Source organism: Aquabacterium commune, from assembly GCF_004362855.1.
GTDB lineage: Bacteria > Pseudomonadota > Gammaproteobacteria > Burkholderiales > Burkholderiaceae_C > Aquabacterium > Aquabacterium commune.
Genome location: NZ_SNXW01000004.1, coordinates 12,511 through 39,077, shown reverse-complemented (window position 1 = coordinate 39,077; position 26,567 = coordinate 12,511). Strand labels below are relative to the sequence as shown.

Genomic DNA, 26,567 nt, shown 5'->3' with positions numbered 1-26,567 from the left:
ACAAACGCATGGACCACGCCATCCTGGGGCAGACCGCCCTCGCCTACAGCCCCGTCATCGACCGCAACCGCAGTGTCGCGGCGACCCGCCTGACCGTGTGGCCGCTGCAGCAAAGCGCGCAACTCGACGCCAGCCTGCTGCTGCAAGCCCTGGCCGAGGCCTGGCCCGTGGGCGGCCAGGCGCTGTGGTTGAACGTGGCCAGCGAAGGTCTGCTGCAAGACCTGATGCGCGCCCAGCCCGGCAGCCACATCCTGCTGGAAATCCCCGCCTTCATGGCTTGCGACGAAGCCAACGTCGATGCCCTGTGCACCCTGCACGCCAACGGCAACACCCTGCTGCTCAAGGACCGCCCCCTGCAGGCGCTGCCCCGCGCCGTGCTGCCCTGCTTCAAACAGTCCATCATCGACTACGCCGATGACCGCCGCAACGATCCCCACCAGGAGGCGCACAGCGCCCCGCCAGGCGCCGTGTCCGGTGCCGTGTCAGGTGCCGGCAACACACGCAGCATCACCAGCATCCAGGCCGGCGTGCGCACCATCGGCGAGATGGAAAACGCCTTCCGCAGCGGCGCCACCGCCGTGCTGGGCTGGCCCATCGACGACGTCATCCAGGAGTCCGGCAAGCCCGCCGACCAGCCCGCGCTGCAGGTCATCGTGATGCTCATTGACCAGGTGCACCGCCAGGAAGACATCGAGGTGCTGGAGCACACCCTCAAGCGCGATCCGCCGCTGGCCTACAAGCTGATGCGCTACATCAACTCGCCGGCCTTCGGACTGTCGGTGGAGATCAGCTCCTTCCGCCACGCCATCATGATCCTGGGCTACCAGCGCCTCAAGCGCTGGCTGGCCCTGCTGCTGGCCACCGCCTCCAAAGACCCGAACATGAAGCCGGTGATGTTCGCCGCCGTGCGCCGTGGCATGTTCATGGAAGAGCTGGCCCGCGTCAGCGGTGACGACGACATGCGCAACGAGCTGTTCATCTGCGGGGTGTTCTCGCTGCTCGACCGCATGTTCCGCCAGCCCTTCAGCGAGCTGCTGAAAACCATCCCTGTGCCCGAGCGCGTCTTCCAGGCCCTGGCCGAACGCACCGGCCCCTACGAGCCCTACTTCAAGCTCGTGCAGGCCATGGAGGGCAGCGACCGCTTCGAGATCCAGGAAGCGGCCGAAGGCCTGATGATGGGCTTCGACGACATCAACGCGGCCCTGCTCAAGGCCATGCAGTCCGCCGCGCAGCTGGACTGACGGCGCCCGGGGCAGGTCGCCCCAAGCCCCAGCGGGTCGTAAGATGCCGCATGCACCCTGACCTGCCCAGCCAGCCCTACGGCGACCTCACCCCCGACCTCACGCTCGACGCCCTGGAGGCGCTCGGGCAAGGGGTGGACGGCCGCCTGCTGACCCTCAATTCCTACGAGAACCGCGTCTTCCAGGTCGGCCTGCAGGATGGCGGCTTCGTCGTCGCCAAGTTTTACCGGCCCGGCCGCTGGAGCGACGCGCAAATCCTCGAAGAGCACGCCTTCGCGCAAGAGCTGGCCGATGCAGAAGTGCCCGCCGTGCCGCCCATCACGCTGACGGTGGATGCAGCCCTGGCCCGCGGCACGGCCTCGGTCTGCGGCACCCCACCCACCCTGGGCCACTTTGGCGGCCACCGTCTCTCGGTCAGCCCGCGCCGCGGTGGGCGCTCGCCCGAACTCGACGACCCCGAAGTGCTGCGCTGGCTGGGCCGCTTCCTGGCCCGGCTGCACGCGGTCGGCGCGCGCCGACCGTTCGTGCACCGTGCGCGCCTGGACGTCACCCAGATGGGCCGTGCCGCGCGGCAGTGGCTGTCAGACAACGAGGCCATCCCGCTGGACCAGCGCTCGACCTGGCTGTCCACGGCCGACCAGGCCCTCGATCTGGCGCAAGCGGCGTTCGACCGCATCGACGGCCTGCGCTGGCGCCGCACCCATGGCGACTGCCACCCCGGCAACGTGCTGTGGACGCCCGAAGGCCCGCACTTCGTGGACCTGGACGACGCCTGCATGGCGCCGGCCGTGCAAGACCTGTGGATGCTGGTCAGCGGTGACCCGCAGGAGCGCCAGGTGCAGCTGGGCGCGCTGATGGACGGCTACGAGTCCGTGGCCGATTTCGACTGGCGCGAGCTGGCCCTCATCGAGCCCCTGCGCACCTTGCGCCTGGTGCACCACAGCGCCTGGCTGGCGCGCCGCTGGTCGGACCCGGCCTTCCCGGCCGCCTTCCCCTGGTTCGAATCGGGCAGCTACTGGGGCCAGCAAACCGGCCTGCTGCGCCAGCAGATCGACCTGCTGCAAAGCGGTGATGCGCACGGTGGCGACCGCTGAGCAGCAGGCCCTGCTGCTGCGCTCAGATCAAGTCACCGCTCGCTTTGCGACTCACTTGGCAGCTTCACCCAGGCGGCGGCCCAGCGACACACCGTAGGACGCAGGACGTGCGCCCAGGATGGGGTCGGCCGAGGCCTTGATGCCCTTGGGCAGCACCAGCGGGTTGAAGGTGATCTTGTCGCAGGCACCGCCCATGTCCGCTTCGACCTTGTCGATCACCAGCGTGCCAGCGGGCACCACGGTGCGGCTCTCGGGCCAGACCTGGGTCGGGTCCACCAGGGTGTCACCGGCCTGGGCCAGTTGCAGCTTGAAGTCGAAGGACACCGGCGCCTCGGCCACGCGCTTGCGCAGCTCGTCGAACAGGAACTGGTCGGGCAGGGTCTTGAGCTGCTCTTCGCTCAGGCCCACCACACCGGCCGAAGGCACGAACTGCCAACGCACGAACTGGCTCTGGCCCTTGGCATTGACGAGTTCAAAAGCGTTCACGCCCCAGTACTGCGCGCTGGCATAGCTGGCCGGCACGGCCGCCTTGGCCAGGAAAGCACCCTGGCGCAGGCTCTCGGGGTGGGCGTCGTTGTAGGCCTTCAGCTTGACCGGGTCAGGCTTGCCGGTGGCCGGGTCGTTGACGCGGGCCTGCACGAAGGGCACGAAGTCCTCCAGGCGGGCCACGAAGAACACCGGCGCCGAAATGTTGGCCATCATCCACTGCTCGCCCTTGGGCAGCATGAACTGCAGCGCCAGGCCGCGCGCTGTCTTGCCTTTGTCGCTGGCCTTGGGGTTGCCGCCACCGACCGAGAAGCGCGCCACCACCGGCACCTTCGCGCCCGAGAACACCGATGCGCTGGACAGCGCGCGGCCCACGGCATTGCCCGTGAAGTGGCCACTGGCGCAAATGCCCTTGGCGCCTGAGCGCCGCATGCCAGGCTGCTTGCCGGCCAGCGCCTCCAGGGCGTCAACCTGCTCGGCAGGGGTGCTCATTTGTGCATGGGCGGCCGACATGGGCAGCCAAGCGACGACGGCAGCGGTCACAGCGCCGCTCAACAGAGACAAGGACAGGTATTGCGTCATGGGCATCCTTTTTGTAGTGGGTGTGTCCTTGTAAGCGACATGGGCTCCGAACGGGGGACGAAGCCCTTGCCCACGCAGGGGCTTAACGGCAGGCCTTCCATGCCCCCCGGATCCGGTTGATCGGATCGGATCAGGCCCGCTCACCAGACGTACTTGCCCACTCGCTAAGGTCTCTGGTTGGCGTGACGCGTGGTGCGTGAAGCGCACGCCCCATCCCCTTGACCGACCACCGCCCACCATGCCCCACACGTCTCACCCCGAAGCGCCCCTGACCCGCCAGCAAGCACGCCGCGGTCTCACCTGGCTGAGCTGGGGCCTGCTCATCGTGGCCGTGGGTGGCACCGGGCTGGCACGCGCCGCCGAAAACAGCATGCTGGCCATGCCGCGCGTGCTGCGCGAGGTGCGCAACGACGAACGCATCACCGTGCCGGGCAGCGCCCACCCGCGCGCCCGCGCCCAGGACGACCGTGGTGCGGTGGACGACACCCTGCGCCTGGAACAGATGGTGCTGGTGCTGCAGGCCAGCGCGGCACAGGAACAGGCCCTCGCGGCCCTGCAGCAGGCCCAGCAGGATCCGAACTCGCCCGATCACCGTCAGTGGCTGAGCCCGCAGGCCTTCGCTGAGCGTTTCGGCGTGGCCCAGGCCGACATCGACGCCATCACCGCGTGGCTGACCCAGCAGGGCTTCCGCGTTGACGAGGTCAGCGCTGGTCGGCGCAGCATCGTGTTCAGCGGCAACGCCCGGCAGGTGCGGGAGGCTTTCGGCGTCAAGCTGCGCTACTACGAGCGCGGCGATCGCCAACGCCACATCGCCCACGCCGACCCGGTGCAGCTGCCCGCGGCGCTGGCCGAAGTCGTCGCGGGCATCGCCTCGCTGCACGACTTCCGCAGCGAGCCGCAGCACCTGGCCACGCCGCTGGCCACCTACGGCAATGCGCACTACCTCGCCGCCGGCGACTTCCACACCATCTACAACCTCAAGTCGGTGCTGGCGCAAGGCCTCAACGGCAGCGGCCGCACCATCGCGGTCATCGGACGCAGCAACATCGCCCTGAGCGATGTCACCCAGTTCCGCAACAGCATGGCCCTGCCCAGCAACCCGCCGCAAATCGTCAACGGCGGCACGGCACCGGGTTTCGTGACGGGCGACGAACTCGAATCCAACCTGGACGTGGAGTGGGCCGGCGCGGTCGCCACCCAAGCCACGGTGAAATTCGTCACCACGGCCAGCACCACCACGAGCGACGGCATCACGCTGTCGGCCCAGTACGCGGTCAACAACAACATCGGTGACGTCATCACCGTCAGCTACGGCCTGTGCGAAGCCCTCATGGGCGTCAGCAGCGTCAATTTCTTCAACAACCTCTGGCAGCAGGCCGCGGCCCAAGGCCAGACGGTGGTCGTGTCTTCGGGCGACAGCGGTGCGGCCGGCTGCGACCTCGCCAACGCCACCACGGCCACGCGGGGCCTGGGCGTCAACGGCATGTGCACCTCGCAGCACAGCACCTGCGTGGGCGGCACCCAGTTCAACGACACGGCCAGCCCCTCGACGTGGTGGTCGGGCAGCAACGATGCGGGCGGCGCCTCGGCCCTCTCTTACATCCCGGAAGTAGCGTGGAACGAAAGCGGCACCAACGGCGGCTCGGGCCTGTGGTCGTCGGGGGGCGGCGCCAGCACGCGCTTCACCAAACCCAGCTGGCAGAACACGGTGGGCGTGCCCGCCGATGGCAGGCGCGACGTGCCCGATGTGTCGCTGAACGCATCGAGCCGCGTGGGCTACCTCGTCACTTCCAGCGACAACGCCAGCCGCACGCCCACCACCTATGTCGTGGGCGGCACCTCGGCCTCGGCGCCCGCCCTGGCCGGCATCCTGGCACTGGTCGGGCAAAAAACCGGCTACCGCCTGGGCAACATCAACCCGACGCTTTACGGCCTGGCCAACCTGCAGGCCAGCACCGGCAAGGCCTACTACAACCTCATCACCTCGGGCAACAACAGCGTGCCCGGCGTGACGGGCTTCTCGGCCAGCACCAGCGCGCCGCGCTACAACCAGGTCACGGGCCTGGGCAGCGTCAACGGGGCGGTCTTCGTCAACAGCTACACCGACACCCTGCCCGCCACCAGCACGGCCTTGAGCGCCTCGGCCAGCAGCCTGAGCGTCGGCCAGAGCTTGACCCTCACCGCCACCGTGACGGGTGCGGGCGCCACAGGCACCGTGCAGTTCACCGACAATGGCAGCAACCTCGGCACGGCCGTGGCCCTGAGCAACGGCACGGCCACCTTGAGCACCACCGACCTGGGCGTCGGCAGCCACAGCCTGGCGGCCGTGTATTCGGGCGACAAGACCCACCAGCCCAGCAGCTCGCCGGCCTCGACCGTGTCGGTGCTGATGGTCAGCACCTCCAGCCTGAGCGCCACGCCCACCCTCGCCACCGTGGGCCAGGCCGTGACGCTGACGGCCAGCGTGGCTGGCAACGCCCCCACGGGCACCGTGCAGTTCATGGATGGCGCCACCAACCTGGGCGCACCGGTGGCGGTCGGCAATGGCGTGGCCACGCTCAGCACCAACCAGCTCGCCGTGGGCTCGCACAGCATCAGCGCGGCCTACTCGGGCGATGCGGGCAACGCGCCCAGCACTTCGTCCAGCACCCCGGTGGGCGTCAACGCCAGCAGCACGAGCACGGCGCTGAGCGTGTCACCCACCCAGACCACGGCCGGTCAGGCGGTGACGCTGACGGTCACGGTGGCCGGCTTCCAGCCCGGCGGCAGCGTGACCTTCCTGGACGGCAGCACCCCCCTGGGCAGCGCAACCCTGAGCAACGGCACGGCCAGCCTGACCATCAGCACCCTGGCGGCAGGCAACCACAGCCTGAGTGCCAGCTACGCGGGCGATGCCAACAACCTGGCGAGCAACTCCAGCACGGTGCCCGCCACCGTTGTCAGCGCCGCCGCTGAGCCCTCTGACGGCGATGTGCCCACCCTGCCGGAATGGGCCGCACTGCTCTTGTCGGTGTTGCTGGGCGCGCAGGCGTGGTGGCAACGCCAAGGCAAAGACAAAGGTCAGGGTCGCTGATCGGCGGGTGTCAGCCGCCCACGCCACGGCGCACCTGGCCACGCCCGGCCAGGGCGCGGGCCAGCGCCAACACCGCCGCGGCGCAGACCAGGCCCAGGGCCATGCGCCCGCCGCTTTGCACGAAGTCCAGCCAGAGCAGCAGGGGCGAGAACAAGCCCGGCGCGAAGGCCTCAACGTGCAGCTGCCAGAGCGAGGCCCACAGCACCATGGGCACATCGAGCGCCAGCAGCAGCAGCAACCCCACCAGCAAGAGCGGCAAACGCAACAAGGCTTCTCGCCACGAGGCAGGCGGCCAGGCCAGCACGGCGGCCACAGCCAAGGCCGGCGGCAGGGTGAGGTGACCCAACAAGGTTGTGGCCTGGGCCTGGGCGCGCGGGTCCGCGCAGTGCGCGCTATCGGGCAGGACCACGCAGCGCGCCAGCGTCACGACGATGCGGATGAGTTCCTCGCCACCACGCTGAACCACTTCGAGCGACACGATGCGGTAGGTGTTGTCCAGCAGGTTGATCTCGGCGGCGATGAGCGGCAGCAGGGCCTCGGCCAGCGCCTGCCCCCAGCGCAGCGTGGCCGCCAGCACCAGCCCCAGGCACAGGGCGAAGCGCCAGGCGAAGGTCACCACCACCGAGGCCGCCGCCGTCGGCTCAGGCCGCATCCAAGCCCCCTGCCCCACCGGGCATCGCCAGGCGCTGCGACGCGTCGTGCCGGCGGTACACCCAGGCCACGAACAGCAGCGTGGCCGCCACCAGCAGCCCCGGTGCCACCAGGCCGTGCAGCAGGTTGAACAGGGGCCGGTCATCGCGGTAGCTGTAAAACAGGGCCAGCAGGCGCAATTGGTTGAGCGCAAACACCCACAGCGCCCCCAGCAAGGCGCCCTGCAGGCGCCAGCGCCACGACAGCGGTGCCGCCAGCAGCGCCGCCCACAGCAGGAACAGCACCTCGGTGCCCTCACAGCCATTGAGCACGTTGATGCCGCCACCCGCCGCCTGGATGCGCGAGCCCTTGGCCTGCGCGGCCACCTCGGGCGTGAGTCGGTTGACCAGGGCCACGGCCGTGCCCACGGTGGCCTGGTCGATCACGGCGCGCTCGGCCGCCGAGCCCCGCAAGGCCGACCAGCCCCCCTGCAGCGCCGCCAGGGCCAGCAGGAACACCAGGGCCACGCGCCAGATGGGCGCACGCGGGGGCTGCGCCTGAGAAAGTGCTTCGTCCGTCATGGGTGAGCCTTATGGCCCACGCGCTTGACCCGGTGATGACAAGCCGCGTTCACCCCAGGGCAGGCCCGGAGGCGATGACCGCGGCCTTCGTGCAAGATGCGCCGACCCCCTGCCCTTGAAGGACGCCCCGCATGCCCACGCTCTACGACTTCACCATGGCCCCCAGCCCACGCCGCGCCCGCATCCTGCTGGCGGAAAAAGGCATCGCGTGCCAGAACGTGCAGGTCAACCTGATGACGGGTGAGCACCTGGGCGATGCCTTCCGCGCGCTCAACCCGCAGTGCACCGTGCCCGCGCTGCAGCTCGACGATGACACCGTGCTGCCCGACAACGCCGCGATCGCCGCCTGGGCCGAAGCCGCCCACCCCGAACCCGCGCTGATGGGCCGCACGCCGCTGGAAAAAGCGGAGATCGCCAGCTGGAACAGCCGCACCGAATTCGAAGGCCTGCTGGCCATCGCCGAAGCCTTGCGCAACAGCGCCCCGGCCATGAAGGGCCGTGCACTGACCGGCCCCGCCGCGGTGGACCAGATCCCCGAACTGGCGCAACGCGGCCTGGCGCGCGCCCAACGCTTCTTCGACGTGCTCGACGCCCACCTGGCCGAGCGCGACTTCATCGCCACCGAGCGTTTCAGCATCGCCGACATCACCGCCGTCGTCATGGTGGACTTCGCCCGCGTGGTGCGCCTCAAGCCCGTCGAAACGCACCCGAACATCCGCCGCTGGCGCGAGGCCCTCGCCAGCCGCCCCAGCATTGCCGCATGATGGCAGCCACATCGCCACGGCCCGCCGACAAGGACACCCCATGATCGACCTCTACACCGCCGCCACGCCCAATGGCTGGAAGGCCTCCGTCGCCCTCGAAGAGCTGGGCCTGCCCTACACGGTGCACCCCATCGACCTGGGCCAAAACGAGCAGAAGCAGCCGTGGTACCTGGCGCTCAACCCGAATGGCCGCATCCCGACCATCGTGGACCGCGAGGCCGATGACTTCGCCGTGTTCGAGTCCGGCGCCATCCTCATCTACCTCGCCGAGAAAACCGGCCGGCTGATGCCTTCTGATGCCAAGGGCCGCTCGCGCGTCATCCAGTGGCTGATGTTCCAGATGGGTGGCGTGGGCCCGATGATGGGCCAGGCCAATGTGTTCTACCGCTACTTCCCCGAGAAGATCCAGCCCGCCATCGACCGCTACCAGAACGAGTCGCGCCGGCTCTTCGAGGTGCTGGACGGGCAACTGGCCAAGGAAGAATGGCTGGCCGGCGACTACTCCATCGCCGACATCGCCCACTGGTGCTGGGTGCGCACGCACCGCTGGTCGGGCGTGTCGGTGGAGGGGCTGACGCACCTGCAGCGCTGGCTGGACGCCATGAAGGCGCGCCCGGCCTGCCGCAAGGGCGTGGAAGTGCCCATGAAGGTGGACAGCCTCGTGGACAACGCCGACAAGCGCGAAGACACCGAGGCCTTCATCCGCCAGGCACAGAAGATGGTGCAGCGCTGAGCTCAGCCCTGGCGCGCCAGCCAGGCCGCCAGCGGTTCGGGGCGCCCATAGAAATAGCCCTGCAGGCAGTCGCAGCCGCGGCTGCGCAGGAAGTCGGCCTGCTCGGCCGTCTCCACACCCTCGGCCACCACGCGCAGACCCAGGTGCTTGGACACCGACAAAATCGCCTCGACGATGGCCGTGTCGTTGGGGTCGTCGGGCGTGTCACGCACGAAGGTGCGGTCGATCTTCAGCTCATAGAGCGGCAGCTTCTTCAGATAAGCCAGGCTGGAATAGCCCGTGCCAAAATCGTCAATAGAAAAGCGCAGGCCCAGGGCCACCAGCTCGTCCATGCGCGAGACGGTGTCGGCCCAGTTGTCGATCAACAGCCCTTCGGTGACCTCCAGGATCAGGCCCTCGGCCCGCGCACCGGCGCGCGTCAGGGCCTCGCGCACGCGGTCCACGAAATCGGCGCGGCGGAACTGGCGCGGGCTGACGTTGACCGACAGGTCCAGGCGCAAGCCCTGGCGCTGCAACTGGGCCAGGGCCTCGCAGGCGCGCTGCAGCACGAGGTCGCCCAGGCGCAGGATCAGCGCGGACTCCTCGGCCAGCGGGATGAACTGGTTGGGCGGCACGGCGCCGCGCACCGGGTGGGTCCAGCGCATCAGCAGCTCGCCACCCACGACCGCGCCACTGGCATCGACCTGGGGCTGGATGTGCAGGTCGAACTGGCCGCGCTCGATGCCGTCCTGCATGTCGTGCTCGATGGCCAGGCGCTCCTCGACCTCGGTCTGCATGCCCGCCTCGAAAAACTCGATGCGGTTGCGCCCGCCCGCCTTGGCGCGGTACATGGCCGTGTCGGCCTCGCGCAGCAGGTCGTCCACGCCCTCGTGGCCGCGCGGGAACAGGGTGATGCCGATGCTGCCCGAGCTGTTGTAGGAGAAGCCGTCGATGTCGTAGCGGCTCTCCAGCACCTCGCGCACCTTCTCGGCCACGGCAAGGGCCTGGCGGGCAGCGCCTTCGGTGTCGGTGCCCAGGTTGCCGATCTGCACGACGAACTCGTCGCCGCCCAGCCGGGCCACCGTGTCGTCGTGGCGCAGCAGGCCGCCCAGGCGCAGGGCCACCTGCTGCAGCAGCGCGTCACCGACCGAGTGGCCGCGGGCGTCGTTGATGTGCTTGAAGTTGTCCAGGTCGATGAAAAACAGCGCGCCCTTCTGGCCTGAGCGCTGCTGGCTGCCCAGGGCGTGCTCCAGCCGGTCGATCAGCAGGCGGCGGTTGGGCAGGCCGGTGAGCGCATCGAAATAGGCCAGGCGGTGGGTGACGTCCTCGATGCGCTTGCGCTCGGTGATGTCGGTGATGAAGCCGTGCCACAGCACGCTGCCATCGGCCAGGCGCTCGGGCTGGGCATTGCCCTGGCGCCAACGCTCGCCCTGCTGCGGCAAGACGACGCGGTACTCGTGCCGCCAGGGCTGCAGCGTCAAGGCCGAGGCCTGGATGGACAGCGCCACGCCCTCGCGGTCCTGCGGGTGCAGCCGTTGGTACACCAGGCCCGCATCGGTGGCAACCTCGTCGAGCCGAACCTCGTAGATGTCCCACAGCCCCTGGCTGGCGTAGGGGAAGCAGGAGCGCCCGTCGGGGAAGAGCCGGTACTGGTAGATGACGCCCGGCACGTGGCGCGAGAGGTTGTCGAGCAGCTGGGTGTGGCGCTGCAGGCTGTCGAGCGCCACCGACAAGGCGGCATGGCGCTTGCGCAGCTCCAGCTGGGCCATGACCTGGCGCGACAGCATGGCCAGGGTGGCGCGCTGGTGTTCACCGAACTCACGGGGCTGGCGGTCGATGATGCACAGCGTGCCCAAGGCCTCGCCGTCGGGGTTGAGCAAAGGTGCGCCGGCGTAGAAGCGGATGCGCGGGTCGCCGGTGACGAGGGGGTTGTCGGCAAAGCGCGGGTCCAGCGTCGCGTCGGGCACGACCATGACGCCGTGGCCGCGGATGGCATGGTCGCAAAACGCCTGGGAGCGCGGCGTCTCACAGACGTCCAGCCCGACCCTGGACTTGAACCACTGGCGGTCGCTGTCGATCAGGCTGACCAACGCGATCGGCACGCCCAGCACCTGCGCGGCCAGGGCGGTGAGGTCGTCGTAGGCTTGTTCGGCACCGGTGTCCAGCACGGCATAGCTTTGCAGCGCGCGCAGGCGCTGGGCTTCATCGTCCTCGGGGACGGGCTGGACAACGGACATGAGATCGGCCTCGGAATGCGTGATGCATTCAACGGTGAAGGAACATCCGGCGAATTTTAGGGGCGGGCCGCCGACAGAATGCGCCGAATTGGCGCGTCTTGGCCCGGGTGCTTGCCCGCACCAGCAGGTGGCAGCGCCCCTGCCCCTTGGCGCGGCCTTGAAATCCACCGCCCCGGCCCACAATTGCGCCCAAGTCGCACTGCACTGGCCGAACAGGCCGCGTCACCTTGCCCATCCTCATCGTCACCCTCCTCGCCCTGCTGCTGGTGGCCTGGTTCATCGGCCAGCCGCGCTGGGTGGCCTGGCGGCGCGGGAAGGCCCAGGCCGATGCCTTCCCGCCCGAGTGGCGGCGCATCCTGCGCCGGCGCGTGCCCGGCGTCGCCCTGCTGCCGGCCGACCTGCAGCTGCAGCTCAAGAAACACATCCAGGTCTTCCTGGCCGAAAAGGCCTTCATCGGTTGCAAGGGCCAGGCCATCACCGACGAGGTGCGCGTCACCATCGCCGCGCAAGCCTGCCTGCTGCTGCTGAACCGCCCGGGCGATTACTACCCCGCGCTGCGGCAAATCCTCGTTTACCCCAGCGCCTTCCTCGTCGCACACGAGCAGGTGGACGGCGCGGGCGTGGTGCAGTCGCGGCGCGACCTGCGCTCGGGTGAATCGTGGAGCCAAGGCCAGGTCATCCTCGCCTGGGACGACACCTTGCGTGGCGCGGCCGATCCGCACGATGGCTGGAACGTCGTCATCCACGAATTCGCGCACCAGCTGGACTCGCAAACCGGCCTGACGAACGGCGCGCCCGACCTGGGCCAGGCCGAGCGCTACGCGGCGTGGTCGGAGGTGATGCAGTCGGCTTACGACGACCTCTGTGATGCCACCGACGCCATGGACGCGGGTGGCCCCGCGCCCTTCCTCGACCCCTATGGCGCCACCGACCCGGCGGAATTCTTCGCCGTCGTCACCGAGGTGTTTTTCGAGCGGCCACGGGCGCTGTCGGTCGAGCACCCCGCGCTGTACCGGGAGCTCAGCCGTTTTTACCGGCTGCACCCGGCGAGCTGGTGAGGTGGTGGGCCGGCCTTCAAGCCGTCAAACGGAAGCGTTCGATCACCGCCGTGAGCGCCTGGGCCTGCTGGCGCAGCGAGGCCGCGGCCGCCGAGGACTCTTCGACCAGGGCGGCGTTCTCCTGGGTCCAGGCGTCCAGCTCCTGGATGGCCTCGGCGATGCGCGAAATCTCCTCGGACTGCACGCCGATGCGCTCGCTCATGCCCGACATCTTGTCGGCCACCTGATCGACCGAGCTGAGCACGTCCTGCATCTCGGCGCGCGCGGCCTGCACCAGCGTGCTGCCCTGCGCGACCTGCTGGGTGGAGGTGCGGATGACCTGGGAGATCTCGCGGGCCGCTTCGGCCGAAGTCTGCGCCAGTTGGCGCACTTCGGCGGCCACGACGGCAAAGCCCTTGCCCTGCTCGCCGGCCCGCGCGGCCTCGACCGCGGCATTGAGCGCCAGCAGGTTGGTCTGGAAGGCCACCTGGTCGATCAGGCCCACGGCCTGCGCGATCTGGCGCGAACCGCCCTCGATCTCGCCCATGTGGGTGACCACCTGGTGGACGATCTGGTCGCCCTGGCGGGCCGAGCTCAGCGTCTGCGAGCCCAGGCGCGACACTTCCTGGGACTCGGTGCGCGAGGCCTGCACGATGGTGGCCAGCTCCTGCATGCCCGAGGCGGTGCGCTGCAGCTCGGCCGCGGCCCGCTCGGTGCGGTTGGAGAGGTCGAGGCTGCCGTGGGCCACCTCGCTGCTGGCCGCCAGGATGGCATCGCCCGCCGATTTCACGCGGGTCACGACGTCGCGCAAATTGGCCTGCATGCTGGCCAGCGAGCGCATCAGGGCGGCGACCTCGTCTGAGCCCTGGACCTCGATGCGCTGCGACAGGTCACCCGCCGCGATGCCATCGGCCAGCGCCACGGCATGCCCGATCGGCCGGGTGATGGACAGCGCCGTCCACCAGGTGGCCGGCACGAACATCAGCAAAGTCGCCCCCGCCACGCCCAGGATCACCCACAGCAAGGTGGCGGCCATGTCGCCCACCTGTTGCGCCCGCGTGGTGGCATCGTCTTGCAAATCCTTGGCCAGGACCTCGACCAGCGGGTCGGCCTGGCGCATCACCTCTTTGGCCGGTGCCATCAGCTGGTTGGCCTCGGTCGCAGTGACGATCTGCCCATTGATGCTGCGCTGGAGGATGTCGCCCCCGCGCGCTTCGTAGTCCTTGAGCAGCGCGAGGATGCGCACCGCTTCGTCGGCGTGTTGCGTGGTGCCCAGCCCACCCAGGACCTCGCGCGCGCCTTGCATGGCCGTGCCCCACCTGAGCTGGTAGGACTTGGCCGCATCGACCTCGTCGATGCTGAGCAGCACGTCTTTTTCGTAGCGGCGGATGTTGCCCAGGTGCTGGCGCAACTGCACGAGCTGGCCTTGCTGGGCGAATTCCTTGTCGCGGAAATCGGTGAACTGCTGGGCGAGGTGGCGCAGGCTGTAGGCGCTGACCGCCCCCACGACCACCAGGGCCAGCACCACCAGGGTGCCCAGCACGCCCAGGCGGGCACGCAAAGACAAGGATTGCGCGAATGGCATCGGATCGGTCTCTTCCCTGCCTGACGGCAAGCTTCAGCGCGATCACACCCCCTGAGGGTTCTCACGGCCTCCTCGAGCGCACCGCGCCGCACACCTCGGGAGGGATGCCTGCTGCATGGCGCCGGCACACCTCAGTTAAAACAGGCCAGATGACATCCACGTGACAGGCCGATGACCTGCTCAAAAGGCATCACTGGGCGTGTGAGAAATGCACGCCCTCGCGTCAACCCGCTTGACACACCGGCGTGCGCGAGGCCGGCCAAGCGACCTGGGCGGCCGGCGCGTTCGCGCGCGCGCCGTGTCGGACCGCCACCATCTGGGCCGCGATGGCCACGGCGATTTCAGGCGGCGTGCGGCTGCCAATCGGCAGGCCGATGGGCCCGTGGAGGCGGTCCACCTCGGCCTTGGTGAGCTCGAAGTGCTCGCACAAGCGGGCGCGGCGCACCTCGTTGTTGGCCACCGACCCCAAAGCACCCACGTAGTAAGCGGGAGAGCGCAGGGCCTCGATCAGGGCCAGGTCGTCGAGCTTGGGGTCGTGGGTGAGCGCCACCACCGCGGTGTGCGGGTCCGGCCGCATGGCCAGCACCACGTCGTCGGGCATGCCCGGCAGCCAGGGGGCGTCGGGCACATCCCACTCGGAGTGGTACTCCGGGCGCGGGTCGCACACGCTCACGGCAAATCCCAGCGATTGCGCGATGGGCACCAGGAAACGTGCGGTCTGCGCCGCCCCGATGACGAGCAAACGCCAGCGCGGCCCGTGGGTGGTGCTCAGCACTTCGCCATCCCACTGCACCTCGGGCCTGGCATCGGCGTCAACCACCGTGACCGAGCCGCCGCGCAGGTCCACGCGCCGTCGCATGAGCCGCCCGGCCAGGATGCCCTGCTGCAATTGCTGCAAGGACGCGAGATCGGGTTCGGGCTCCACCACCAGCGCGAGCGTGCCGCCACAGGGCAGGCCGTAACGGCGGGCAGCTTCGCGCGTGCCGCCGTAGGTCACCAAGGTGGGCGCGGCACCGGCCGCACGCAAAGTGCCTGAGCGCATGCGCTCGATGAGGTCGTCTTCGATGCAGCCACCCGACACCGAGCCCTGCACGCGCCCGTCGTCGCACAAGGCCAGCCAAGCCCCGGGCTGGCGCGGCGCCGACCCCCAGGTCTGGGCCACGGTCACCAGCGCAAAGCGATGTCCTTGTGCATGCCAACGCCCCATGGCGTCCAGCACCTGTTGGTCGAGACTTTCCATGGGCGTTGACCTCGCGGTTCAGGGCATGCGCGATGCGGCGAGCTTGATGGCCGCGCGGATGCGGCCATAGGTGCCGCAGCGGCAGACGTTGTCGATGGCGTCGATGTCGGCATCGGTCGGGGTCTTGGTGCGGTTGAGCAAGGCCACGGCTGCCATGATCTGGCCCGGCTGACAGTAGCCGCACTGGGCCACGTCCAGCTCCAGCCAGGCTTGTTGCACCGGGTGCAGCGTGCCGTCGGCGGCCAGGCCTTCGATGGTGGTGATGTTCTTGCCGCTGACGGCCGAGACCGGGGTCGAGCACGGCGTGAAGGCCTTGCCGTTGACGTTGCAAGTGCAGGCCTTGCACACGTTGATGCCGCAGCCGTACTTGGGGCCGGTGATGCCCAACTTGTCGCGCAGCACCCACAGCAGGGCCATGTCATTGGGGGCGTCCACCGAGACGGGCTTGCCGTTGACGCTGAAATTCTGGGTGGTCATGGGGTCAATCTCCTCAGGCGGGCAGGGGCAACATCAGGCGGGTGGGCAGCTTGCCCGGCGGGAAGGGCGTGAAGTCCACCGGGAAGAACAGCGGGAACTTGCGCGGCTTGATCCCCGTGGCGCGGCCGTAAGCGTTCGCGATCGCGGCACTCGACGCCGACAGACCGACCTCGCCCAGACCACCGATGGCCTCGCCGTTGGGCGGCATGATGATGACCTTCACGTCCTTCGGATAGTGGCGATTGCGGCTGAAGTGGTACTGCGAATAACTGCCTTCCAGCGGCAGGCCGTTCTGCACGTGCAGGCCCGAGCTCAGCACGATCGAGATGGACTCGGCCAACGCGCCTTGCACCTGGGCATCGATGCCACTGAGGTTGATGGGCTTGCCCACGTCGATGGCGATGACCGCCTTGGTGACCAACGCCGGGCCCGTGCCAGCGATGGCCGGGCGCGCGTCAATCTCCACCAGGCAGGCGGTGTAGGAGCGCGTCTCCTGGTGCACCGCGATGCCCTGCGCGAAGCCCTTGGGCATGACCTTGCCCCACTGTCCGGTGGCGGCCACGGCCTTCAGGCAGGCGATGGCGCGCGGCGAGCGCAGGAACTCCAGGCGGAAAGCCACGGGGTCCTTGCCCAGGGCCTTGGCCAGCTCGTCCACCATGATCTCCTCGCACAGCCGTGTCGGCTGGATGTGCACCGAGCGGTACGAGGCCGTGTTCATGATGATCGGCACCGGCAACAGCAGCTTGTTGCTCACGCCGAAGTTGTAGGGCGACGACACCATGGTCTTGAAGAGGAACTCTTCCACGCCCAGGTTGCCGGGAGTCTGCTGGAAAACGGCGGGCACAGCACCCACCGCTGCTGTCACGAGGTCGCCGAAGCCGTGTCGGCCGTCCAGACGCGGACTGGCGATGCGGTGGTCGAACAGCGCAACCTGGCCCAGCGCCGTGGTGGCGCGCACCCGGTGGTACTGCGGCGGACGCATGCGGCCATGGCGCATGTCGTCGGCGCGGTGGTACATCAGCTTGCACGGATAACCCAAGGCCTTGGACACCTGGGCCGCTTGCTGGACCGGGTCCCAGAACAGGCGGCGCCCGAAAGAGCCCCCCGACGTGATCACGTGCGCCTTGACGGCCGTGGGCGGCAGGCCCAAGTCGATGGCGACCGACTGCGCAGCCGCGATGGGCGTCTGCATGCCGGCCCAGATCTCGCAGAACACCGGGTTGCCGCTGGCATCGCGCTTGACGTCCACGATGGCGCAATCCGTTTCCAGCGGCGCATGCGACAGCGGCGCCATTTCGAACTCGGCATCGATGGTCACCGAGCCCAGCAGGGGGATGCTCACGGGCGGCACACCCAGCGCAGGCAACGAGGCCTTGAGCTTGGCGGTGATGGACGCGTTGCTTTCACCGTCGATGGTGCCGGCACCCCAGGTGACATCGAGCGCATTGACGGCATCCCAGGCCTGGCCAAAGGTCTCGGCCATCACGGCCACGCCCGGCGGGATGGGCACGATGGCGCCCCCGCGCGGCAGCACGCACACGCCGATCACCCCCGGCATGGCCTTCACCGTGCCCAGGTTATTGACGCGCACCACCGTGCCCAGGATGGTGGGCGGACGGCGCACCATGGTGGGCTTGGCGTTGGGCACAGGGATGTCCAACGTGAACTGCTTGCGCCCGGTGACGATGTCGAGGGCGTCGATGCGACCGGCGGCCTTGCCCACCACACGGTACTGGCCAGCGGACTTCGGCGCCACGTTCAAAGGCGCCGGGATGAGCGATGCGGCCAGGGTCAGCGTGGCGTAGGCGGCCTTGCGCCCATCCGAGGCCAGCACGTGGCCATTCGCGGTGTTCAACGAACTGGCCGACAAACCCCACTGGCGGGCAGCGGCTTCCAGCAAACGCGCGCGCGCCTGTGCGGCCATCAAGGGCAACACGCCGGCAAAGCTGCGGATCGTGGTCGAGCCACCCGTCAGCTGGTTGACCAGGAGCTCAGGCCGCGCATCGGACAGCGTGACATCCACCATGTTCAATGGCACGTCCAACTCTTCGGCGATCATCATCGCCAAGGCGGTGGAGATGCCCTGGCCCGACTCGGCACGCGGCAGCTCGAAAGCCACCCGGCCGTTCTTGCCCACCGACAGGCGCACCAGGGGCATGGTGGGCAGCGAGGTCAGCGTCACCGCGTCGCCCAGGTCGAAGAAATCGACCGTGTCGGGTGGGGTGAGCGGCAGGGCAGCTTCGGCATCGCGCGGTGCGGCGAAACCAGCCGCGACCGTCAGCACCGGCGCAGACAGCGCGTAGGTCAGCAAGCCGCGGCGGCTGATGCCTGCCGGCGCTTCGGCGTCAGGGGTGTGGAAGGGGGCGTGGGCCTCGCCGGGCAGGGCGCCAGCTTCGGGCGCAACAGGGGGTACAGCTTTCACGGGCGTCTCCATCGGATGGGCGTGCAAACCGGGCACGCATCGCGAGGTCAGAGAGGCTGGAGATGCAGCCCGCTGCCGATGCGATGACGGAAATTGTGTCCAGTTCAGCCGCCATCAGCGCCGTCACTTTCCCTTGGGTAATTCCGCCTAAGGAAGGTGAGGTGATGGGACGGGAGGAGGTGGTAGGCCGTGTTGGACTTGAACCAACGACCAAAGGATTATGAGTCCCATGGCTGGTGTCTCACTCCGCCCACACCCCCGATCAGCAAAGGCTTCTCGCCCCGCTGTTGCACACGGGTCGTGTGCACATGCGCCCAAAAGTGCATTTCTCGTGCACATGAGTTTGCCAGACCCGGGCTCGACTCGTCGAGTCGCCTTGGCACCGGCCATCAGGCTCACCCCATGAGCCTGTCGAACACCACACTCGGACGCGGCGATGCAATCTCGCGCTGCGGTCACCGCAAGTGAGCAGGCATCTAGCCAACCACAAGCAAACAAGACGGATCAGGCGTTTTCACACACCTTCTCAGGAAGCTCTTGATCTTCACAACCCTTGACTTCTCATCCGCTGCGCACGGTCCAGCGTTCGTGCTGACTTCTTTGCTTGCCGCTGAGCGCGATCGGTGCAGGTGCTCCCAGCGATGCCCATAGGCGACAACGGACGCCGCGCACCCGCGTCGGGCACAACATCAAGGGTCGCCGATCGGCCTTTGGGGGGATGAATCGTTCAGCCGTTCAGCCGTTCAGCTGTACAGCCGTTCAGCCACTCAGCTGTTTGGCCGATGCATGGCGTCCACAGCTGATCACGGTCGCACCGCAAAATCCATCAACGCGCTTTAAGCCCCTCCATGCAACGCACGCCCAACGCACTGCTGATTTCCGCCTCCGACTTGGTCTCCTTCGTCGCGTGCGAACACCTCACATCGCTGGACTGGCAAGCCACCACCGATGCGGCATTGCGTACACAGCGCGATGAAATGGATACGTCGGGCGCATTGATCACCAGCCGAGGCAACCAGCACGAACAACAACACCTCGCACGGCTGCGCGCCAGTGGCCTGCAGGTGGTGGACATCAACGAGGAGACCAATGAGTCATCCTCCAAGGATGAGCGCGTGGCACGCACCCTGGATGCTTTGCGCTCGGGTGTGGATGTCATCTACCAAGCGACCTTGCGTGACGGCGACCTCATTGGCCACGCCGACTTCCTGATGCGGGTCGATGGCCAGCCCTCCGCACTGGGCACATGGCGTTACGAAGTGGCAGACACCAAGTTGGCCCGCACGCCCCAGGCGAAATTCCTCATCCAGCTGGCGTTTTACAGCCGCTTGCTCACCCTTGCCCAAGGCGCTGCGCCCGAGCTCATGCACGTGGTCCTGGGCGACAACACCCAAAGAAGCTTTCGCTTCGCTGACCATGGGCACTACCTCGACACCCTGATTGGCCGCTTTCGAGAGCGCATGCGCAGCCTGGAGATGGGAGCAAGCGACAGCTACCCAGAGCCCGTGGCCGCTTGTGACACCTGCCATTGGCGCAGCCTCTGCGCAGAACGCCGCCTGGCCGACGATCACCTCTGCCAGGTCGCCGGTATCCAGCGCAGTCAGTGGCTCAAGCTTCAAGCTGCAGGCATCTCCACGCTGGAAGCGCTTGCTCAAGCCCCCGTCGACCTGCAGATACCCAAAATCCAGCCTCAGACAATCGTCCGCTTGCAGGCACAAGCCTCTCTGCAGCATCGAGGCCGCACCACGGGCCAGCGCCACTTGGAACTGATCGACTTGGACGCCGAAGGCCTGCGCGGCTTTCATCGTCTGCCCCAACCGGACGATGGCGACCTGTTCTTCGACATGGAGGGCAACCCGCTGGAGCCCGGCGGCCTGGAGTACCTGTTCGGCCTGTGGCACCGCCACCCCGATTTGCCAGGCGAGTGGGAATTCCGCACCTTCTGGGCTCACGACCGAGCGCAAGAACGCGAGGCATTCGAGGCTTTCATGGACTTTGTGATGGCTTGGTTGCACCGCCATCCACAAGCGCACATCTACCACTACGCCGCGTATGAGGAAACCGCGCTCAAGCGGCTGGCCAGTCAGCACGCCACCCGCGAGGTGGAGGTGGACCAACTCCTGCGCCGACGTGCACTGGTTGACCTCTACAAGGTGGTGCGCGAAGGCCTGCGGATCTCTGAGCCCAGCTACTCGATCAAATACGTCGAGCACTTCTACCGTCCACCGCGCGCGGGCGACGTCCAAAACGCAGGGGCCAGCATCGTTTTCTACGAGCACTGGCGCGAAACCCAGGACCCTCAGCTGCTCAAAGACATCGCCAATTACAACCGCGACGATGTCGAGTCCACCCAGCAGTTGCGCGACTGGCTCTTGACCCTGAGGCCGCCCGCCCTGCCCTGGTTCTCCGCAGACGCTGCGCATCAGAATGAGCAGGTCAAGGACGACACACCTCGTGCCACGGCCGTCCAGGAAGCTGAGGCGCGCCTGCGTGCTTACCAGCAGGTGCTCATCCGTCCATTGCCCGACGATCGGCGCGAGTGGACAGACGCGCATCACCAACAGGAACTGATCTTCCAGCTGCTGGACTTCCACCGCCGCGCACAAAAACCGGAGTGGTGGGCCATGTTCAGCCGCATGGAGCAAGACACCGAGGCGTTGCTGGAGGATGCTGAATGCCTGGCAGGCTTGACGCTGGACCCGCATCATCCGCCCCGCAGCGTCAAGAAGTCCATCGAGTACACCTACTGCGTGCCCGAGCAACAGAGCAAGCTCATGGACGGCGACTCCTGCACGCTGGCATCCACCGGAGAAAACCTGGGCAAGCTGCGTCTGTCTGAAGATGGTCGCACCGCCGTGCTCAAGCGTGGCGCCAACCGCCCTATGCCCACCATGCTGGCCCTGGGGCCCGGAAAGCCCATTGACCCGCAGCGGATGGTCAACGCCCTCTTCCGCTTTGCAGACAGCTGGCTTGCCGCAGGGCAGGTCCACAACACGCCACACCCAACACACAAGGCGCTGCACGACCTGCTCGCGCGGCGTCCTCCTGATCTGGAAGGATTGCAAAGCGGCCAACCCATCGTGCCCGAGGGCAAGACGCCGCTGGACGCAGCCATCCGAGCGGTGCAGGCCATGCGTGAGACCTGCTTGTACGTGCAGGGCCCTCCGGGGTCTGGCAAGACCTATACCGGCTCCCGCATGATCGCCACGCTGCTGCGTGAGGGCCACCGCGTGGGCGTCATGTCCAACAGCCACAAGGCCATCCATCACCTGACAGCCAAGGCACTGGACGTGGCCACGGAATGGGGTTTGCGCGTCCACACGGTCAAGAAGGCAACGGCTGATCGCCCCGACACAGAGCTGTCGCACCCACACCAGTACGTGGTCAATGAGCGCCTGAACGAAGAGGTAGCAGACTCTGGCGCGCAACTCGTGGCAGGCACCGTTTGGCTGTTCGCCGACGAGGCCATGAACCAGGCGCTGGACTACCTCTTCGTGGATGAAGCAGGTCAAGTCTCTCTGGCCAACCTGATCGCAGCGGGCACGTGTGCGCGCAACATCGTGCTGCTGGGCGACCAGATGCAACTGAGCCAACCCGTACAAGGCGTGCACCCTGGCCGCTCGGGCGACTCGGCCCTGGACCACCTGCTCGATGGACGCGCCACCATCCCGCCTGAGCGAGGCATCTTCCTGGCCACCAGCTACCGCATGCACCCCGATGTGTGCCGGTTCATTTCTGATGCGGTGTATGACGGGCGGCTGCAGCCCGAGGCAAGCAACGTTCAGCGCACCTTGGTGTTGCAAAGCAATGCACACCCTTGGCTGCGTCCAGCGGGCCTGGTGCATGCGCCCACCTCACACACGGGCTGTTCGCAAGGCAGCGAGGAGGAAGCGCAAGCCGTGCTGGCGCTTTACCAAAGCGCCTTGAAGCAGCACTACACCGATGAGCATGGCCACCGGCACGCCATGACGCCCGACAACATCCTGGTTGTCGCGCCCTACAACGTGCAGGTCAACCTGTTGCAGCGCACCTTGCCCGCAGATGCTCGCGTGGGCACCGTGGACAAGTTCCAGGGGCAGGAGGCCGAGCTGGTCATCGTCTCCATGACCACGTCTGGCCCAGACGATCTGCCACGCGACATCGAATTCCTCTTTAGCAAGAACCGGCTGAACGTGGCCATCTCGCGGGCCAAGTGCCTGGCCGTGGTGCTGGCCAACCCACGTCTGCTCAGCGTGCGATGCCAGACGCCGGAGCAAATGGCGCTGGTGAACTTGCTGTGCTGGGTGGCCGCTGATGGCAAGCTGCCAGACCGCGCGACAATGCCCTGAAGACCAATCCAAGCAAATCCATGGGCGCCCAAACCGACCGCATCGTCAAGATCGAAAGCCTGCTGCGCCGCCATCGGCTGGTGAACTTCCAGACCCTGCTGCATGAGCTGGAAGTCTCGCCCGCAACCGTCAAGCGCGACCTGGCCTATCTGCGCGACCGTCTGGGCTGCCCCATCGTCTACGACCGCGCAGAAGACACCTACCGCCTGGACACCTCCGCTCAGGTTGGCGAACGCCATGAAATCCCGGGGTTGTGGTTCAGCGCCAAGGAGCTGCACGCACTGCTGACAGCCCACCAGTTGCTCAGTGGCCTGGACCCCAACGGCGCGCTCAACCGCCACGTCGGCCCACTGCTGGAGCGCATCCACCAGTTGGTGGGGCAGAGTGAGCGCGACAAAATCGACGTCATGCAGCGCATCCGGGTGGTCCATGCCGGGCGCCGTCCGGTGGAAGCGCCCTGCTTCGAAGCCGCGTGCAGTGCCCTGCTGGGGCGCAACAAGCTGTCCTTCCGGTACTTCACGCGCTCGCGCCAAACTGAGTCGCGCAGGCAAGCGTCACCGCAACGGCTGATCCATTACCGCAACACCTGGTACATGGACGCCTGGTGCCACAAGAACAACGACCTGCGCCGCTTTGCACTCGATGCCATGGCCGAAGTCCAGGTGAGCGACGAGAAAGCCAAGGAAGTCGCGCTCAGCACAGTGGCCAAGACGCTGGACGGCGGGTATGGCATCTACGCTGGCAACAAGGTGCAATGGGCGCGATTGCGGTTCAGTGCGCTCGCTGCCCAATGGGTGGCGCGTGAGCAATGGCACCCCGATCAGCAGCTGCACACACTGGAAGACGGCCGCATCGAATTGAAGCTCCCGTTTGTGGACATGGTCGAGTTGAGCATGGACATCTTGCGGCACGGGCCAGAGGTCGAGGTGCTGGAGCCCACGGCCCTGCGCGACGAGGTCCACAAGCAGCTCCGCCTGGCCTTGGCAACCTACGCAGACCAGTGAGGTCGGGCCATGGCCAAACTGATCCCTGACCTGGCGACCTTCCGCCCGATGACGGCCGGCGAACACACCGAGCGCGACATCCTTCAGCAACTCGACCGGGGCTTGTCTGACGACTACACCATCTTCCACCACCTGCACTGGGCCAACGCACGACCGCAGGGCGACCAGCACGGTGAGCTCGACATGGTGGTGATGAACCGCGCAGGCGACCTCGCCATCCTCGAAGTCAAAGCTGGCGAGCTGGACATGGGGCCTGAGGGGCTGTTCAAGCGCTATGGCACGAAGGTCAAAGACGTCGGTCACCAACTCCAGCGCCAGTTCAACAAGCTGCAAGAGCGCATCCGCGAGCGGAACTGGACGATCAGGCTGCAGCATTTCTTGGTGCTGCCCCACAAGCGTGTGAGCGACGAGGACGCCACGATCGGCTTTCCGCGCGAGCGGGTCATCGATGCGAATGACTGCGAGGACTTGGCCGGCGTCATCCGCAGACAGCTCAGCATGGGCGTGGACGACGAGGGCATGCGCCAACAAGTCTTGCGCTTCATGCTGGACCAGCTGGGTTTACAGCTCGACGTGACCGCCTTGTCAGGCCGGCTTGAATGCCAGGTGCGCGCGCTTTCGGGCGGCTTGGCCACCTGGGTGCCGCGCATCAGCGCGCCCTCTGGCATCGTTCGCGTGCAAGCCACCGCGGGCTCAGGCAAAACCCAGTTGGCCTTGGGCATGTTGCGCCAAGCAGCCGAACAAGGTTGGCGCGCGGAGTACGTTTGTTTCAACAGGCCCTTGGCAGACCACCTCCGCCAGATTGCCCCGGCAGCGCAAGAAGGTGTGCAGGTCCGAACGTTCCACCAGCTGTGCTGGGAACACGCAGGCAAGCCCTACGGGGACGCCATCGACCTGGCCGCGATGACGGAGACTTACCTGGCAGGAGCGCCGCAGCAGACGGCCTCCCTGGACCTGTTGATCATCGATGAAATGCAAGACATGCCGGTGGAGTGGGTGCAGGCCCTGTTGCCCAAGCTAAAGGCCTCAGGGCGCTTGTGCGTGATGGACGACCCCGACCAGTGCCTGTACCCGGACCGAGAGCCCATCGACCTTCCCGAGGCAGTGGTGGTAACGAGCCATGAGAACCACCGAAGCCCGCGCAAGCTCGTGGAGCTGGTGAACCTGCTGCAACTGACGAACGAACCCGTGCAAGCCTGCGGCCCTTTGGCCGGACAGCTGCCAGGCCTGCAGACATACCAGCCCGGGGACCGCAGCCTGCTGAAGGCGACCGTGGCAGCAGTGGAGCGGTGCCTGGGCCAAGGTTTTGCGCTCGAAGACATCGTGGTGCTGACCTGGCGTGGACGCGAGCGCAGTGAGCTGCACAGCGAGACCTTGGGGCCCTGGTCAACCAGACGTTTCGACGGCAGCTATGACGCCCAAGGCAGGCCTTGCTGGACCGACGGAGTGTTGAGCATCGACACGGTGAGGCGGTTCAAAGGACAGGCGGCCAAGGCCTTGATCCTCACCGAATGTCATTTCGAGGCACTCACCCCAGAAGTGAAGGCCTTGTTGTTCGTGGCCCTGACACGGGCACGCATGCACGTGGAGTGGATCCTCACTGAAGCGGCTGAGCAGGCGCTTTCCTTGGCGATGCAGGATGTGCCCTGACCGGCAGCGGGGTCAAGACCCGGACGATTGGGTGAACCCCTTACTGTCTATCTGCTTGCGCTCTGCCCAGGCATCGCTGACAAACGGGTCCGTGACCACATAGCGCCCGCGCTCGCTGCGCATCGCCAGGTTCTCAGCCAACAAGTCGTTCACGACACGCTGCACCTCGTCGGTGGGCACCTCGCGACCCAGTGTCTGCCGGTAGCTGCTGAGTGCATCTGCACTGAAGAGTCCTTTGCCCTCGTCCACACCTGAGGCGATGCGATCGAACAGCACCGTCGCCAGGACACCCATGTCTTCGATTTTGCGGAACTCGATCTCGGCGGCTTCCAGCCTCAAGGTGCGCGCGACGATGGGCAGCACGGCATCGGGTGCTTGAGGCGCATCCTGCATGGAGAGGTACATGGCGCGCAAAGCCTTGCGCAGCTCCTCGGGCCGATGGCCAACCGTGGCAAATGCCTGGGACGCAACCGCCAGAGACGGGAGCGGCGCCTGGTTGCTTTCTTGCCGGATGCGCGCCAGCAAGTGCTCCACATAGTCCTCGCTCAGCACGGGGTAAGCCAGGGATGTGGCGCCTTCAAACGCGTGTGAGCGGCGCGTGGTGAGCTCCGCTACCATCGCACGGTGCGATCCGGTCCCGATCATGATGAAGTGGCCTGGCGTGTGGGGCCTGGGGTTGATCGCGTCTCGCGCTGACTTGAGGCCTTCGAGCATGCGACGGCCATCTTCGGTGGTGATGGCGTGCTGGACCTCGTCCACGATGAGGACCACGTCGCGCTGGCCCTGGTCCACCACCTGCTGGAGCACCTCAGACAGCGTAGGGCCATCTTCCTTACCCAAGGTGTCCAGCTTGAAGCCGAACTTGAAGGAGAGGATGCCCACGTCGATCCCTGCCACCCTCTTGAGCCTTTCCATGAGCCGGGAAGCCGGGTTCTGGAGTTCGCCCAAAGTCGCGCGGATTTTGTCGAGCACCAGGAACTCCGGGCTCACCTTGGTGTTGCTCCACAGGTCCACGTAGATGACGATGGCGCCATGTTGCTCCAGCGCAGGGATCAGGTCGTTGAGCAGGAAGGTCGTTTTGCCCTGGCGGCGCAGGCCTGAGATGAACAGGCCCGAGCGCAGGCCCTCGTCCAACACGCCAGGCTGGAGCAAACGCTGCGCCATCGCCTGGGCAAGTTCGGGCCTTTGGAAGATGTCTGTATTGGGCGGCATGATTAACCTCAATTACCTGATCCAAATAATTATGGCATTTTAATAATTCAAAGGAAAAGTCCGGAGTGAAGATGATGGCGATGGGAGCCAATTCGCGCGTGCTCCTCAGCGCTGCGCATCGTCCAATCGGTCAACACTCTTGAGGTCCCCTGAGCTCAAGGTCACTCGTGGTCAGTAACCCAATGTGGTGAGGGGCTGGCCGGTGACCTGTT

The 26,567-nt window shown here is 67.0% G+C and carries 18 protein-coding genes; 9 read left to right on the top strand and 9 right to left on the bottom strand.

Annotated features, from left to right (window positions below; genetic code table 11):
• The first annotated feature begins 8 nt into the window (after positions 1-8).
• Positions 9-1,241, top strand: coding sequence for an EAL and HDOD domain-containing protein (locus EV672_RS08610; RefSeq protein ID WP_133608297.1), 1,233 nt, complete (start codon positions 9-11; stop codon positions 1,239-1,241).
• 50 nt (positions 1,242-1,291) lie between these two features.
• A complete protein-coding gene (locus EV672_RS08605) occupies positions 1,292-2,335 on the top strand; it encodes a serine/threonine protein kinase (protein WP_133608295.1) in 1,044 nt (347 codons plus the stop codon).
• Between the two features lie 51 nt (positions 2,336-2,386).
• On the opposite strand, the gene EV672_RS08600 is transcribed toward EV672_RS08605, so the two are convergent.
• Positions 2,387-3,403 carry a catalase family peroxidase gene (locus EV672_RS08600; protein WP_133608293.1) on the bottom strand — a complete coding sequence of 339 codons (1,017 nt, stop codon included), beginning with the start codon at positions 3,401-3,403 and terminating at the stop codon, positions 2,387-2,389.
• A 238-nt stretch (positions 3,404-3,641) separates the two neighbouring features.
• On the opposite strand from EV672_RS08600, the gene EV672_RS08595 reads away from it, so the two are divergent.
• Positions 3,642-6,476, top strand: a complete 2,835-nt coding sequence (locus EV672_RS08595) for an IPTL-CTERM sorting domain-containing protein (protein ID WP_133608291.1) — start codon at positions 3,642-3,644, stop codon at positions 6,474-6,476.
• A gap of 10 nt (positions 6,477-6,486) precedes the next feature.
• On the opposite strand, the gene EV672_RS08590 is transcribed toward EV672_RS08595, so the two are convergent.
• Together EV672_RS08590 and EV672_RS08585 are read right to left on the bottom strand one after the other, a co-directional pair.
• On the bottom strand, positions 6,487-7,128 hold the full coding sequence (locus tag EV672_RS08590; RefSeq protein WP_133608289.1) for a hypothetical protein: 642 nt from the start codon (positions 7,126-7,128) through the stop codon (positions 6,487-6,489).
• Positions 7,118-7,687 carry an exosortase/archaeosortase family protein gene (locus tag EV672_RS08585; protein ID WP_133608287.1) on the bottom strand — a complete coding sequence of 190 codons (570 nt, stop codon included), beginning with the start codon at positions 7,685-7,687 and terminating at the stop codon, positions 7,118-7,120. The genes EV672_RS08590 and EV672_RS08585 overlap by 11 nt, the downstream gene beginning before the upstream one ends.
• Before the next feature lie 131 nt (positions 7,688-7,818).
• On the opposite strand from EV672_RS08585, the gene EV672_RS08580 reads away from it, so the two are divergent.
• Positions 7,819-8,451, top strand: coding sequence for a glutathione S-transferase family protein (locus EV672_RS08580; protein WP_133608285.1), 633 nt, complete (start codon positions 7,819-7,821; stop codon positions 8,449-8,451).
• A gap of 40 nt (positions 8,452-8,491) precedes the next feature.
• Entirely contained in the window at positions 8,492-9,184 is a 693-nt protein-coding gene (locus EV672_RS08575; RefSeq protein WP_133608283.1) for a glutathione S-transferase family protein, read from the top strand.
• 2 nt (positions 9,185-9,186) lie between these two features.
• On the opposite strand, the gene EV672_RS08570 is transcribed toward EV672_RS08575, so the two are convergent.
• Positions 9,187-11,400, bottom strand: a complete 2,214-nt coding sequence (locus EV672_RS08570) for a putative bifunctional diguanylate cyclase/phosphodiesterase (protein WP_133608282.1) — start codon at positions 11,398-11,400, stop codon at positions 9,187-9,189.
• Between the two features lie 227 nt (positions 11,401-11,627).
• Between EV672_RS08570 and EV672_RS08565 the strand changes: the two genes are divergently transcribed.
• Positions 11,628-12,458 carry a M90 family metallopeptidase gene (locus tag EV672_RS08565; protein ID WP_133608280.1) on the top strand — a complete coding sequence of 277 codons (831 nt, stop codon included), beginning with the start codon at positions 11,628-11,630 and terminating at the stop codon, positions 12,456-12,458.
• A gap of 16 nt (positions 12,459-12,474) precedes the next feature.
• On the opposite strand, the gene EV672_RS08560 is transcribed toward EV672_RS08565, so the two are convergent.
• The 4 genes from EV672_RS08560 to EV672_RS08545 all read right to left on the bottom strand — a co-directional run bounded on the left by EV672_RS08560 (position 12,475) and on the right by EV672_RS08545 (position 18,161).
• A complete protein-coding gene (locus tag EV672_RS08560; protein WP_133608278.1) occupies positions 12,475-14,022 on the bottom strand; it encodes a methyl-accepting chemotaxis protein in 1,548 nt (515 codons plus the stop codon).
• 223 nt (positions 14,023-14,245) lie between these two features.
• The gene (locus tag EV672_RS08555; RefSeq protein ID WP_133608276.1) at positions 14,246-15,262 is read right to left on the bottom strand and encodes an XdhC family protein; all 1,017 of its coding nucleotides are present in this window, start codon (positions 15,260-15,262) and stop codon (positions 14,246-14,248) included.
• A gap of 18 nt (positions 15,263-15,280) precedes the next feature.
• The gene (locus EV672_RS08550; protein ID WP_133608274.1) at positions 15,281-15,739 is read right to left on the bottom strand and encodes a (2Fe-2S)-binding protein; all 459 of its coding nucleotides are present in this window, start codon (positions 15,737-15,739) and stop codon (positions 15,281-15,283) included.
• Positions 15,740-15,752: 13 nt separating this feature from the next.
• Complete coding sequence (locus tag EV672_RS08545) at positions 15,753-18,161, bottom strand: molybdopterin cofactor-binding domain-containing protein (RefSeq protein ID WP_243738594.1); 2,409 nt, start codon at positions 18,159-18,161, stop codon at positions 15,753-15,755.
• An 848-nt stretch (positions 18,162-19,009) separates the two neighbouring features.
• On the opposite strand from EV672_RS08545, the gene EV672_RS08535 reads away from it, so the two are divergent.
• Genes EV672_RS08535 through EV672_RS08525 form a run of 3 tightly spaced genes read left to right on the top strand, consistent with a single transcriptional unit; the run spans position 19,010 to position 25,143 of the window.
• Positions 19,010-22,489, top strand: coding sequence for a TM0106 family RecB-like putative nuclease (locus EV672_RS08535; RefSeq protein WP_133608272.1), 3,480 nt, complete (start codon positions 19,010-19,012; stop codon positions 22,487-22,489).
• Positions 22,490-22,509: 20 nt separating this feature from the next.
• Positions 22,510-23,493 carry a helix-turn-helix transcriptional regulator gene (locus EV672_RS08530; RefSeq protein ID WP_133608271.1) on the top strand — a complete coding sequence of 328 codons (984 nt, stop codon included), beginning with the start codon at positions 22,510-22,512 and terminating at the stop codon, positions 23,491-23,493.
• 9 nt (positions 23,494-23,502) lie between these two features.
• Complete coding sequence (locus EV672_RS08525) at positions 23,503-25,143, top strand: nuclease-related domain-containing DEAD/DEAH box helicase (RefSeq protein WP_133608269.1); 1,641 nt, start codon at positions 23,503-23,505, stop codon at positions 25,141-25,143.
• A gap of 12 nt (positions 25,144-25,155) precedes the next feature.
• Here the strand turns inward: EV672_RS08525 and EV672_RS08520 are convergent, their stop codons facing one another.
• Positions 25,156-26,355, bottom strand: coding sequence for an ATP-binding protein (locus EV672_RS08520; RefSeq protein WP_208110738.1), 1,200 nt, complete (start codon positions 26,353-26,355; stop codon positions 25,156-25,158).
• Positions 26,356-26,567: the final 212 nt, after the last annotated feature.

Coding starts and splice junctions, on each gene's coding strand:
- EV672_RS08610 (WP_133608297.1), top strand. CDS start 9: ATGGACCACGCCATCCTGGGGCAGACCGCCCTCGCCTACAGCCCCGTC.
- EV672_RS08605 (WP_133608295.1), top strand. CDS start 1,292: ATGCACCCTGACCTGCCCAGCCAGCCCTACGGCGACCTCACCCCCGAC.
- EV672_RS08600 (WP_133608293.1), bottom strand. CDS start 3,403: ATGACGCAATACCTGTCCTTGTCTCTGTTGAGCGGCGCTGTGACCGCT.
- EV672_RS08595 (WP_133608291.1), top strand. CDS start 3,642: ATGCCCCACACGTCTCACCCCGAAGCGCCCCTGACCCGCCAGCAAGCA.
- EV672_RS08590 (WP_133608289.1), bottom strand. CDS start 7,128: ATGCGGCCTGAGCCGACGGCGGCGGCCTCGGTGGTGGTGACCTTCGCC.
- EV672_RS08585 (WP_133608287.1), bottom strand. CDS start 7,687: ATGACGGACGAAGCACTTTCTCAGGCGCAGCCCCCGCGTGCGCCCATC.
- EV672_RS08580 (WP_133608285.1), top strand. CDS start 7,819: ATGCCCACGCTCTACGACTTCACCATGGCCCCCAGCCCACGCCGCGCC.
- EV672_RS08575 (WP_133608283.1), top strand. CDS start 8,492: ATGATCGACCTCTACACCGCCGCCACGCCCAATGGCTGGAAGGCCTCC.
- EV672_RS08570 (WP_133608282.1), bottom strand. CDS start 11,400: ATGTCCGTTGTCCAGCCCGTCCCCGAGGACGATGAAGCCCAGCGCCTG.
- EV672_RS08560 (WP_133608278.1), bottom strand. CDS start 14,022: ATGCCATTCGCGCAATCCTTGTCTTTGCGTGCCCGCCTGGGCGTGCTG.
- EV672_RS08555 (WP_133608276.1), bottom strand. CDS start 15,262: ATGGAAAGTCTCGACCAACAGGTGCTGGACGCCATGGGGCGTTGGCAT.
- EV672_RS08550 (WP_133608274.1), bottom strand. CDS start 15,739: ATGACCACCCAGAATTTCAGCGTCAACGGCAAGCCCGTCTCGGTGGAC.
- EV672_RS08535 (WP_133608272.1), top strand. CDS start 19,010: ATGCAACGCACGCCCAACGCACTGCTGATTTCCGCCTCCGACTTGGTC.
- EV672_RS08530 (WP_133608271.1), top strand. CDS start 22,510: ATGGGCGCCCAAACCGACCGCATCGTCAAGATCGAAAGCCTGCTGCGC.
- EV672_RS08525 (WP_133608269.1), top strand. CDS start 23,503: ATGGCCAAACTGATCCCTGACCTGGCGACCTTCCGCCCGATGACGGCC.
- EV672_RS08520 (WP_208110738.1), bottom strand. CDS start 26,355: ATGCCGCCCAATACAGACATCTTCCAAAGGCCCGAACTTGCCCAGGCG.